This is a genomic window from Funiculus sociatus GB2-C1 (genome assembly GCF_039962115.1).
In the GTDB taxonomy this organism is placed as follows: domain Bacteria; phylum Cyanobacteriota; class Cyanobacteriia; order Cyanobacteriales; family FACHB-T130; genus Funiculus; species Funiculus sociatus.
Genome location: NZ_JAMPKJ010000043.1, coordinates 42,519 through 53,675 on the forward strand (window position 1 = coordinate 42,519; position 11,157 = coordinate 53,675).

12 protein-coding genes and 1 other RNA gene are annotated in these 11,157 nt (G+C 42.2%); 6 read left to right on the top strand and 7 right to left on the bottom strand.

All coding sequences use genetic code 11. The annotated features are described in order from the left end of the window. The first annotated feature begins 52 nt into the window (after positions 1-52). Positions 53-1,441 carry a cytochrome c biogenesis protein gene (locus NDI42_RS18960; RefSeq protein ID WP_190457205.1) on the top strand — a complete coding sequence of 463 codons (1,389 nt, stop codon included), beginning with the start codon at positions 53-55 and terminating at the stop codon, positions 1,439-1,441. A 93-nt stretch (positions 1,442-1,534) separates the two neighbouring features. On the opposite strand, the gene NDI42_RS18965 is transcribed toward NDI42_RS18960, so the two are convergent. The 6 genes from NDI42_RS18965 to NDI42_RS18990 form a co-directional block, all read right to left on the bottom strand. Beyond that, positions 1,535-2,689 (bottom strand): response regulator, encoded by a 1,155-nt coding sequence (locus tag NDI42_RS18965; protein ID WP_190457207.1) that lies wholly within the window; start codon positions 2,687-2,689, stop codon positions 1,535-1,537. Positions 2,690-2,892: 203 nt separating this feature from the next. Beyond that, a complete protein-coding gene (queF, locus tag NDI42_RS18970; protein ID WP_206755947.1) occupies positions 2,893-3,309 on the bottom strand; it encodes a preQ(1) synthase in 417 nt (138 codons plus the stop codon). A gap of 80 nt (positions 3,310-3,389) precedes the next feature. After that, positions 3,390-3,806, bottom strand: coding sequence for a hypothetical protein (locus NDI42_RS18975; RefSeq protein WP_190457209.1), 417 nt, complete (start codon positions 3,804-3,806; stop codon positions 3,390-3,392). 160 nt (positions 3,807-3,966) lie between these two features. Further along, positions 3,967-4,338 carry a phasin family protein gene (locus NDI42_RS18980; protein WP_190457223.1) on the bottom strand — a complete coding sequence of 124 codons (372 nt, stop codon included), beginning with the start codon at positions 4,336-4,338 and terminating at the stop codon, positions 3,967-3,969. A 118-nt stretch (positions 4,339-4,456) separates the two neighbouring features. Then, an RNA gene (gene ffs, locus NDI42_RS18985) (signal recognition particle sRNA small type) lies at positions 4,457-4,553 on the bottom strand. A gap of 42 nt (positions 4,554-4,595) precedes the next feature. Further along, complete coding sequence (locus NDI42_RS18990; protein WP_190420356.1) at positions 4,596-4,862, bottom strand: YciI family protein; 267 nt, start codon at positions 4,860-4,862, stop codon at positions 4,596-4,598. A 61-nt stretch (positions 4,863-4,923) separates the two neighbouring features. On the opposite strand from NDI42_RS18990, the gene NDI42_RS18995 reads away from it, so the two are divergent. Beyond that, positions 4,924-5,478: a 2'-5' RNA ligase family protein gene (locus NDI42_RS18995; protein WP_190457211.1), complete on the top strand. Its 555-nt coding sequence runs from the start codon at positions 4,924-4,926 to the stop codon at positions 5,476-5,478. A 263-nt stretch (positions 5,479-5,741) separates the two neighbouring features. Further along, positions 5,742-6,539, top strand: a complete 798-nt coding sequence (locus NDI42_RS19000; protein ID WP_190457212.1) for a WecB/TagA/CpsF family glycosyltransferase — start codon at positions 5,742-5,744, stop codon at positions 6,537-6,539. Positions 6,540-6,650: 111 nt separating this feature from the next. Here NDI42_RS19000 and NDI42_RS19005 read toward each other — a convergent pair whose 3' ends face one another. Beyond that, the gene (locus NDI42_RS19005; RefSeq protein ID WP_190457214.1) at positions 6,651-7,964 is read right to left on the bottom strand and encodes a glycosyltransferase family 4 protein; all 1,314 of its coding nucleotides are present in this window, start codon (positions 7,962-7,964) and stop codon (positions 6,651-6,653) included. Positions 7,965-8,369: 405 nt separating this feature from the next. Here NDI42_RS19005 and NDI42_RS19010 point away from each other — a divergent pair, with 405 nt between their 5' ends. The 3 genes from NDI42_RS19010 to NDI42_RS19020 all read left to right on the top strand — a co-directional run. Continuing rightward, positions 8,370-9,422, top strand: coding sequence for an SGNH/GDSL hydrolase family protein (locus tag NDI42_RS19010; RefSeq protein ID WP_190457216.1), 1,053 nt, complete (start codon positions 8,370-8,372; stop codon positions 9,420-9,422). Between the two features lie 92 nt (positions 9,423-9,514). Further along, positions 9,515-10,912 (top strand): MBOAT family O-acyltransferase, encoded by a 1,398-nt coding sequence (locus NDI42_RS19015; RefSeq protein ID WP_190457218.1) that lies wholly within the window; start codon positions 9,515-9,517, stop codon positions 10,910-10,912. Between the two features lie 145 nt (positions 10,913-11,057). Further along, positions 11,058-11,157, top strand: a 100-nt coding sequence (locus tag NDI42_RS19020; RefSeq protein ID WP_190450560.1) for an IS1 family transposase, incomplete at its 3' end; no start/stop codon positions are given.

Genomic DNA, 11,157 nt, shown 5'->3' on the forward strand with positions numbered 1-11,157 from the left:
GGTAATAAAAACAATTAGCTATTAGCTATTACCTATTAGCAATTATCAAAAAATGACTGGAAAAGATTCTTTTTTATCAAATTTGGTGTCAACTCCCAAAAATTTCTTTCGGCGGGAGTTGTTACCGTTGCTCTCCGATTTGCGGTTAGCGATCGCGCTGTTACTAGCGATCGCATTCTTCAGCATCTCTGGTACGGTGATCGAACAAGGTCAATCTCCCGCTTTCTACCAAGCTAATTATCCAGAACATCCCGCCCTGTTCGGTTTCCTGACTTGGAAGGTAATTCAGGTAATCGGATTGGATCATGTTTATCGTACTTGGTGGTTTTTGTCAATAATGATTTTGTTTGGCAGCAGCTTAACCGCCTGTACCTTTACTCGCCAGTTTCCAGCTTTGAAAGCTGCGCGACGGTGGAAGTTTTACGACCAACCCCGACAGTTTGAGAAACTTGCCTTAAGTGCAGAACTAGATAGAGGTTCGCTGAGTACGCTTACCCAGTTGTTGCAGCAACGACGCTACAAAGTTTTTCAAGAAGGAGATACACTCTACGCCCGTAAAGGAATTGTCGGTCGCATTGGCCCAATTGTGGTTCATGCCAGTATGTTACTGATTCTGGCGGGGGCGATTTGGGGGTCAATCACCGGATTTGTGGCACAGGAAATGGTGCCAAGCGGTGAAACTTTTCAGGTGAAAAATATTATTGAAGCTGGTTCCTGGGCGCTGCCACAAGTTCCCAAAGATTGGTCGGTGCGGGTGAATCGCTTCTGGATTGACTATACACCAGAAGGTAGAATTGACCAGTTTTACTCGGATTTGTCGGTGCTAGACAATCGAGAGCAAGAAGTTGACCATAAGACGATTCACGTCAATCAGCCGTTGCGCTACAAAGGCGTGACGTTCTATCAAACTGATTGGGGAGTCGCAGCTATCCGGGTAAAGTTGAACAATAGCCCGGTTTTACAGTTGCCGATGTCTTTATTAGATACTGGCGGTAGGGGTAGAATTTGGGGAACTTGGATTCCTACTAAACCAGATTTGAGTGAGGGAGTTTCCCTGCTGGCGAAAGATTTGCAGGGAACGCTGCTACTTTATGATGCTAAAGGTCAGCTGATTAATACGGTTCGCTCTGGGATGTCGGTAGACGTTAATAAGGTGAAGTTGACTATTACTGATGTTGTTGGTAGCACTGGCTTACAAATCAAAGCAGATCCAGGCATTCCGATGGTTTATGCTGGCTTTGGCTTGCTGATGTTAGGTGTGGTGATGAGTTACTTTTCCCACTCGCAAATTTGGGCTTTGCAAGAAGGCGATCGCTTCTATGTTGGTGGCAGAACCAATCGGGCGCAAGTTGCCTTTGAGCGAGAATTAATTGATATTCTCGATAAACTGGCGCACTCGAAGGCAGAAGTTCCAGTTGTTGAGGTTCAAGCGATCGCTTAATCGAGTTCACCTATTTCTAGCTTGGAAAGAGACTCTGCCTCCTTCCAAGCTTTCCCAGCCTCTGCCTGAGAAGAAAATGGGCTTTTATAATACTCACGACTTAGGAGTTTTCTTTGACAGATGCTTTTTGAGGACTTGCAGAACTTGCTTGCTTTCAAAAGGTTTCGTTAAAAAATCATTCGCACCGACAAATTTTGAGCGCACCCGGTTAATCAAACCATCGGAACTGGTGAGAATAACTACAGGAGTCTGACGAAAAGCAGAACTGTTCCGCAGAAAACTACAAACATTATAACCGTCAGTTTTTGGCATCACTAAATCCAAAAAAATCAGGTCTGGTTTGTGTTTGGCGAGGGTAGCAACCCCTTGAATGGGATCTTGAATGTACACTACTCGGTAGCCAGCAGGGATAAGAATCTCTTTTAAATATTCTCCCACCATAGGAGAGTCGTCTACACAAGCGATCGTGGACTCACTTTTCCTAATGCCATCAATTAGATAACTGGGTGCTAAGGGGGGAGGAAAATCTGGCACTGTTTGCAGTTCCACTACCCCTTGTTGGTAGAAATGATGCAACAGACGACCTACTCTGGTAAGCGGTTGCTTCATCTTCAAAGCTAGATCCCAAATGGTGTATCGACCATTGAATAAGGCAGTTAAATTAAGAAAAGTATCTACAGAACATTGGGTCACATCAGATGGAGACTGCTTAAGGACGGGTGCCATCTCTGGATCGAGATAGCTGACTCCCAAACCTTGCCATTGCTGATAAAGGTGTTGGCTTTGCTGGATAAGGTGCTGAATTTCCAAGAAACACAAGGTGAGGTAAAAAGGAAGTCGCGGCTCTTGGTATTCGCGATCGCGCCAACACCCTGATAAACTCGGCTGGCGGATCATGGAGAACAAGACTTCTTGCGTACTCTCACACATCACTGCTTTAACTTGAGCCGCACTTAAGTGACCTTGAGCCATCCCTTGATGCAGCAATTGGCATTCCCAAAGTTGGGTGGTAGCTAGTTGGTCGTTTTCAACTTTCCAATCCGGACAGTGGCGTTTCAAAGCTCGTTGCCAACGTCGGACTCGATGAGTTTCCCCAACGGCATAAACTAATTGACCGAGGAAAAAGCAAAGTCGCCATTGAGGAGTCTTGTAACCGACAATCAACTCTCCGGTAGCTTGCTTCTGGTTGATAGCAACGATCTGCCGCTCTAGCTTTGTCAATCCTGAATATACCGGCAATGTCTGCATAAACACCAAATCGCCAAGCGCTTTTTCTGGAGACTCCTATATCAGCATAAAGGCTGATGCAAAGTCTCCAGAAGGGTGTACTTATTGATTTTATTGGCGGCATTTGATGAAAGCTTAGGTAATGTCACCGTTAGCAAATGTATTAGTGAAAGGAAAAAGGCAAAAAAAGAATTCTTTTTTTTGCCTTTTAGTTGCCAATCCCTTTATTTCTGGTGACGGACTTCGATAACCGTGTGGACATTGCCACGGGGAGTAAAATCGCCTTTGATCGTTACTTCTAGGGGATCGCAGGCGGCTACAAAGTCATCGAGAATTTGATTGACGGATTCTTCGTGGGAGATGTAGCGATCGCGGTAACTATTTATATACAGTTTGATCGCCTTCAGTTCTACCACCCGCTCATTAGGTACATAACTAACGTGGATGGTGGCAAAGTCAGGATACCCAGAAAAAGGACACTTACAGGTAAACTCTGGCAATGTGATGTGAATGTCGTAGCGGCGTCCGACTCGCGGATTGGGGAACGTAATTAATTGTCCCTCGGCAATCTCTCGTTCGCCATATTTCATTTCTGGCGGTGTCTCAGGCGATGGTTGTTGTTGAATTGGCGATTTACTCATCAGTAGTTGTTAGCGATCGTTGGTCATTGGTTATTGGTCATTAGTTCGTTAAAACAAGCTAATGACTAATAACTAAAAACTCAAAAAATATCTCTGGAGGTAGAAGAGTCTTTACCAAAAGATTCCCAGTCAGGACAATTTTTATCTTCCCAACCATAAGGGTGCATCCCGCAGACTAATAAGTTACCGCTGTAAACTTGACCGTGGTAATTACGGCAACCAATACAAGCCGGGTGTTTGTGTGGCGTGGGTTCAACTGTATCGACTATATAAGTGAAAGACTGATCTGTCTCGTTGACTATTTCTTCAAAGTCTAAATAAATCTCCGCCAGTGGTTCAAATATTTCCTGCAAACACTGGTCGATATCTGTTCCTATGACGCTTTGCACGTTTTCGGCAACTTCGTCTACTAATTCTGTGATGCCAATGAAGAATTGCTCTACTTCATAAGCCACTGCTTCCAGCATCTCGAAAAAATCTTTTTGCAAGTCTTCCATTTTGAATACTCAGCATAAGAGCATTAATTTTTACCAGCTACGCAGCCGGAGCCAACCGAATCAATCAGCAATCGTTGATTTTAATAGCGCGATGCCAATTATTCGCCTAGATGCGTAGCCGCGCATCCGTTGCCTCGCGCTTCTTTTTCTTGTTGCTGGACTAATCGCGCCTCAGCCGCCGCAGTTCATCCTGTAGTGCTTGCACCTGTTGGCGCATAGTATCTACGTCCTTAGTTTCCGCGGCTTTTGGCTCTTCATCCTCTGTGAGAATTTCAATCCGGCGCGGCTCTCCAGGGTTGCTGCCGTTGGGGTTTTCCTCAACGATTGGCTGCTGGGCTTGTTTCATCATATCATCGACAAAACGACGGGCTTCGTCTGTTGTCATCTCGCCCTTTGCCACCATTTCGTCTGCCAACTTTTGCGCTTGCGATCGCAAGCCCCCTAATGTCTCTCCGGCTTGCTCACCCGCTGAGGCAGCTAAACCTACTCCCAGGTAGAACGCTTTTTTAACAATATCTCCAAAACCAGGCATCGCAACCAGTCGCTCCTTGAAGAATCTGCAAGTATCTGCTGATTCCAGCATAAGCGTGAAACCAGGGAACTGCCCACCAATCTCCAGACTAAGCACTGGTGTTTCGGCACCGTTTCGGTGTGACCCGGATTCCACGCCTATCGCAAGCATCCCGTGTTGCTGCTACCTTCCGGTCCTGACAAGGTTTAGGCGTTGCGATCGCATGGGTCCGGATCGTTTACAGCATAACATCATTTGCCGGCAAGTGGAAAGCAATTTTATTGCACAACCACTCGCCATTCATAGAGTTCGTACTTGACACAGCCGTTTTGCACCAGTGGATCTTGAGCTACAATGGCTTGCGCTTCTTCCATTGAGGATGCTTCAAATAGCATCATGCCACCTCGTTTCTGTATCCAGTAACCGCTACGTGCTTGGTGCCCTTTGGCAATCAAATCCTGAATATAGGCTTTGTGCGCTGGTACAGATTTATCAAAGGTTGGTTTGTCTACTATGCCTTCTTCAATCTTTACAAACCAGGGCATCCACTTTCTTCCCTTGTATATCTATATATATATGTAAAGTAACTTACACCTAAAAAATTCCTTGGACAAAACAAAAAACCGCTTTTTTGTCGCTCTCTTGCCGCCGCAGGAGATTCAGGACTACGTTACTGAAATTAAGCAGCACTTTGCTAGCGTCTATGCAAGCAGTGGCGCACTAAAGTCTCCCCCGCATATTACTCTGCAACCACCTTTTGAATGGTCGGTGGAGGCGCTGCCATTTTTGGAAGAGTCCTTGAAGACGTTTGCCCTTCGTCACTCACCGATTCCCATTATCCTATCAGGGTTTGGAGCCTTTCCACCCCGCGTTATCTATATCAATGTCATCAAAACGCCAGAACTTATAGCTTTACAAGCCGATTTAAGGGCTTATTTGGAGGAAAACTTGGGAATTGCAGATTTATCCCAGAAGCGTCCTTTTGCTCCTCACATGACTATAGCCTTTAGAGACTTGACGCGGCAAAACTTTTATGGTGGGTGGAGAAAATTTCAGTCCCAAACTTTGGATTTTAAGTTCACGCTTTCCCATCTTACGCTGCTGATTTATACAGGTCAGCGTTGGAATATTCAATCTTCGTTACCTTTTTTGAGTGCCTGAACTGTCACTGGCAAAAGGGTTTTGACGGTAGTGGTTTTTGGAAGAGATGGGAGCGCCAGCTTCTGGAAGTGTCCTAGTTTGAGTAATAAAGCGTGCTTTTACGTGAAAATACTTAGTCTTAACAAAAACTTTAAATCTACCTTGGTTCATAATGCTGAACATATTTAACCTGCCTCAGGGTAGAGGCGCTGATGGCTTGTCGGATTGTAGTCTGGGAATGTAACTGTGTCCAAGCAAGTATAATTGCTGAGTGAGAGGGGTCAATGCAAAAAGTTAATGTATTGAATGTATCCATTGACAACTTATCAAAATCAGAATTACTAGAAAAGCTGGATTCATCCGGTGGTATCGTATTTACGCCTAATGTAGATCACCTGATTAAGTTACAAAACGATAGAGATTTTTATAAGGCGTATAATATTGCCACTTACAAAGTGTGTGATAGCCAAATAGTGATGTATGCCTCCAAGTTTTTAGGCACACCTCTTAAAGAAAAGCTTTCCGGTTCGGATCTGTTTCCAGCTTTCTACACGTACAACAAAGATAACGAAAACGTTAAGATTTTCTTACTAGGGGCTGCCGAAGGCGTAGCTAGTAAAGCTCAACAACAAATTAATAATCAAGTGGGGAGGGAGATTATAATCGCTTCATATTCCCCCTCTTTTGGATTTGAAAGAAACGAAGAAGAATGTTTGAAAATTGTTGACATGATTAACAAGTCAGGCGCTACAACTTTGGCAATAGGGGTTGGTGCGCCTAAGCAAGAGAAGTGGATTTTAAAGTATAGAAATCAGTTGCCAAAAATTAAAGTATTTTTGTCAATAGGTGCTTCTCTTGACTTTGAAGCGGGCAATAAACAACGCTCTCCCAAATGGATGAGTGATGTTGGCTTAGAGTGGTTGCATAGACTTTTATCTGAGCCTCAAAGGCTATGGAAGAGATATTTAATAGACGACCTTCCCTTTTTCTGGTTGATTTTAAAACAAAAGATGAATCTTTATAAGACACCATTTAGAAAAGACAAGAACTCTATGAGATTGGAACGCATTAAGTGGGAATAAGCTTTTGTTCCCTGCATTGTATCTCTACAAAAATTTAACGGTAATGGCAGACAGGGGAACTGTCCGCCATTACCGTTAATAAAATCATAATTATTTTCAGTAATTCAGTTATTAAACATCGTCTAATGGCATCCCAAAGTTGGGTTTATCAGTCCTAGATTTAAGAACCCATCGATATACCTCAAGGGTTTGCCGAGCTTTAGCATCCCAAGTGAAATGAGTTAAAACGCGATCGCGGGCGCGTTGTCCCATTTCAGTGATAATACTGGGATCAGCAATTAAACGGTTGAGGATTTCACGGAAACGCGCCACAATTTCCGCTCTCGAACCCATTGGAACGGTGTAGCCTGTGGATTTAGTAACAAGTTCGCCGGGACCCCCATAGTCCACTACAATCGGCACCAGCCCCATCATCATTGCCTCAACTACCACAGCACCACCGAACTCACGAATGCTGGGAAACCCCAACAAGTCAGCATTAGCGAGTCGTTCTTGGACGCGGGTGTGTTCCACGTGACCGGAGAGTTCTACACCACTTTCGATTTTCTCCTGCTTGAGGAGTGCCTTGAGCTTGGGCATATCCGGACCGTCACCGACAATCTCCACGGTCAACTCACCCGCCCGAATTAATGGTGCCCCTGCTTCGAGGAGCATATCAGCTCCTTTGTACGGTACAAGACGACCGACAAAGATTGCCTTGAGGGGGCGCGACGCTTGGCGAGTACGTTGCAGGGTGAACCGTTCCGGAGCGATCGCATTTTCCGGAATATACACGCACTTGTCCCGGTACTGGGCAGGAATCTGGTTCCAGGTGGCGCGGGAGCCAATGGCGATCGCACTAGCATATTTTCGAGTAGAGCCGTATCCAGGCAGCAACTTGTACGCCCATCTAATATAAGAAAGCCACTCCTTCTCCTCGCGTCGCGTTGCCTCAAACTCCTTGGGCCAAGGCAAACCGCCATTCAGCGGTCCCAGCACAAAGGGCACTCCTACCCGGTGACACTTTTGCGCCAGCAGACTTGGGATGGTTGGACTCAGTGGTGTGAGGCGGTGAACAATGTCGAACTTCCCATCAGTAATCTGTTGACCAAACTCCCGCCAAATTAAATGTTCAAAGTAGTAATACGTGAAAACAGACAGCGCCATAACTGTCGTCCAGCCTTTCCCATTGCCACCGCGCAGAAAGGAACTTAGGCGCTTGATCGGCTCATGCACCTGTCCGGTGTCAATGGCTGTGAAGTCCTTTCCTTCAACGCATCCCTCACGGACAAATGCCTCGCGGTTGTAGCTTTGGGTGGCTATATGAGCGTCACTCAGCTTAGCAATGGCTCGGCTGTGCAACCAGCCTACAAGCGGCACACTTATCCAATCAGGGTTCGCAGATTCCGCAATCAGCAATACACGGGGACGGGTCAAAGGCTCCATTACTGGTACTCGCTATCTAAAAGTAATCGGTCTGTAAGACGCTTGTAGAGTTTTGCTGCTTTGAGAGAGTCCCCCACATGAGCAATGAATTTGCTATGACCAGATGTAACTGGTTACCTAGCCTACACTTCCTTTTCCTTGAGTTGTAACCTATGTTTTATGTATGGGCAACATAATACAGTATTTTTACATAGAATGCTTAAGTCTTTACCAAATCTTTATATATTTTGCTTAATAGAAGTTCTAGAATAACGCAAAGATGATGCAATAAATAGTTGGCAACTGCTACCCTCAACTCAAAACACAACTCAAAACACGTAAGTATATAGGATGGAGCAAATAATTTAACTACCATTGATTTCATAAATAAGGCATTTTTAAACTAAACAGCAGTGAGAGAATAAAATGAAGCTGATTTTAAAAACTTTTGCATCACTACTATCTGCGTTAGTTGTGTGGGAAGTAATTTTATCAAACACAGTAGCAAAAAACCCTGGATTTATAAATCATCCGGTATTAGGAAGGATTAATAAGGCTGGCATTGCTGTCCAAGGTGAAGAAGGATTTAGTAGAATAAAATTAAACAGCCTGGGGATGAGAGCAGAAGATATCTCACCAAAACAAAAGAATGAACACAGAGCGCTTATTTTAGGCGATTCGTATACAAAAGCAGTTCAAGTTTCAGACAATAAAACTTACAGTTATTTACTGCAAGAACAAATAAAGAATAAATTAAAATTAAACTTTAATACTATCAATGCTGGTAGAGACGGTGCTTCTCCAGCTTATTATATTCATTTGGCAAACTTCTATAATTCTGAAATTCAGCCAGATAGTGTAGTTATACAACTCGTAGATCAAGATTTTACAGAAGATATTTTAGATAAAGCAAAGCAATTTCATGTTGTCAAAAAAGCTAATACTTTTCAAACAGTATATGTTGATGATTTTTATAGTGACAATGCTTTATCTCGATTATTTTTGGAAAAATTTCCGAAGCTTAGCTTTATGGTCGAATACTCAGTTTTACGAGTAGGTGGAAACAACTTTAAAAAAGCGATGGCGGCCAAACCAACTCATAATAATCCAGAGGAATCTAAAGTAGAAAAAAAACCATCGCCAGATTACGATGAGGTTATAGATTGGACACTAAAAACCCTTAAAGATAAATACCCAAATTTAGTAATTTTGTACTTACCCAGCATTGATAATTATGCTGATATAATCAATCAAAAGCCAACTGAAATTGAACTAAGTTTGAATAAACTGGCTGCTAAGAATAATGTCAATTATATCAATATGAGGGGGGATTTTCTTAAGTATTATCAAACATATTATAAACCTGCTCATGGATTTAACAATACAATCCTGGGAGGAAGAGGACACATCAACGAAATAGGACACGAATTAAGTGCTAAGAGTCTGGTAAATATTTTGGAAAAGAGGATACTAAAATGATATTTTCAAGCGTTGAATTCTTAGTATTTTTTGTCATAGTCCTACTCTTAATGATACTTGTTAAATCAAGTCGCATTAAACGAGGAATTCTTTTGGTAGCAAGTTACTATTTTTATGCTTATTGGGACTACAGATTTGCCTTGTTAATGTTTGCTATGACTTATTTCAACTATTATGCAGGGTTGAAAATGGAATCTAGCCAAACCCCAAAAAGTAAAAAAGATTGGCTAATAATAAGTATAGTATTCAACTTAGGGGTTTTAGGTTTTTTTAAGTATTTTAATTTTTTTATTGATTCAACTAATATATTATTAAACCCGCTTAACGTCAAACTGCCTTTTTTGAATATCTTACTTCCAGTAGGGATATCGTTCATTACTTTCGAGGTGATGAGTTATACGATTGATATTTATCGGAATATTAACAAATCAGCTAAAAGTTTTTGGGATTTTGCATTATTGGTGGCTTTCTTTCCACATTTGATAGCAGGCCCAATTTTAAAACCAAAGCAATTTCTGCCTGAGATAGAAGAAGACGTTATTATAAAACGGGAAAATTTAATATATGGGTTTCAAATATTTTTACTTGGCTTAGTCAGAAAAGTATTTATTGCTGACAGATTAGCACTTTTTGTAGATCCGGTTTTTCAAAGTCCGCAAGCTTATAGTTCGATGACACTTTGGTTTGCTGTCATAGCTTACGCTATTCAAATTTATTGCGATTTTTGTGGTTACACAGATATGGCCATTGGAGTGGCAAAATGTTTAGGTTTTGACATTCCAAAAAACTTTGACATTCCCTACATTTCTCGCAGTGTCACGGAATTCTGGCGCAGATGGCATATCTCTCTTTCTACCTGGTTGAGAGACTATTTATACATTCCATTAGGTGGAAATCGGAAAGGAAAGCAAAGACAGTATTTTAACCTTTTCGTTACCATGTTACTAGGCGGATTGTGGCATGGAGCTAGTTGGAATTTTGTTGCCTGGGGTGGGTTGCACGGTATAGGCTTGGCGATTCACAAGATGTATATGGAGCGTGTACAAAAAGAACCCAAGATAAGCAAGCAAACTGAATTAGATGTGAAACGCCCAGTTTTAGGATCGGCTGAACAGGTAACTACTCTGGGATTTTTTAGACCCAGCTACTTAACATCATATTTGTACAACGTTTTAGCTTGGTTTGTAACCTTTACCTTTGTATGCGTGACTTGGGTTTTCTTTAGATCAACAGATTTCTCCATTTCATTACTCATTCTTCAAAAAATGTTTTTTCTGGCAAATCCAGCAGGAATTCCGTGGTATTCAAATTCTTTAATTATGACTGTTCCTGTTTTAATTGTTTGCGATTATGTAGGAAACCAATTAAATAAAGGCGTTAAACTAAAACTAAATAGATTTAGAGAGCTGTTTGTGGTATTTTTTATCGTATTTGGCTTAATTTTCTTAGCCCCTCAAAATCCTTCTCCCTTCATTTACTTCCAATTTTAAATTCTCTGGATGGGGTAGTTTTCGCTGCCCTCCTGCTCAAAAATAACTTTGAGGGGACGCGATATCTAAGAAAATTCGGTAGTCCTGCATAGTAATGCTAATGAACTATAATTTTAATTATTCAACCTACCGTAATTTTTAGCTTATGCAATGCCCCAAGTGCGACTCTCAATACGTTGTAAAAAATGGTCATACTCACACTGGTAAACAAAATTTTAAATGTCGAGATTGTGGCAGACAATTTG

Coding starts and splice junctions, on each gene's coding strand:
- NDI42_RS18960 (WP_190457205.1), top strand. CDS start 53: ATGACTGGAAAAGATTCTTTTTTATCAAATTTGGTGTCAACTCCCAAA.
- NDI42_RS18980 (WP_190457223.1), bottom strand. CDS start 4,338: ATGCCTGGTTTTGGAGATATTGTTAAAAAAGCGTTCTACCTGGGAGTA.
- NDI42_RS19005 (WP_190457214.1), bottom strand. CDS start 7,964: ATGGAGCCTTTGACCCGTCCCCGTGTATTGCTGATTGCGGAATCTGCG.
- NDI42_RS18965 (WP_190457207.1), bottom strand. CDS start 2,689: ATGCAGACATTGCCGGTATATTCAGGATTGACAAAGCTAGAGCGGCAG.
- NDI42_RS19010 (WP_190457216.1), top strand. CDS start 8,370: ATGAAGCTGATTTTAAAAACTTTTGCATCACTACTATCTGCGTTAGTT.
- NDI42_RS19000 (WP_190457212.1), top strand. CDS start 5,742: ATGCAAAAAGTTAATGTATTGAATGTATCCATTGACAACTTATCAAAA.
- NDI42_RS18975 (WP_190457209.1), bottom strand. CDS start 3,806: ATGGAAGACTTGCAAAAAGATTTTTTCGAGATGCTGGAAGCAGTGGCT.
- queF (WP_206755947.1), bottom strand. CDS start 3,309: ATGAGTAAATCGCCAATTCAACAACAACCATCGCCTGAGACACCGCCA.
- NDI42_RS18990 (WP_190420356.1), bottom strand. CDS start 4,862: ATGCCCTGGTTTGTAAAGATTGAAGAAGGCATAGTAGACAAACCAACC.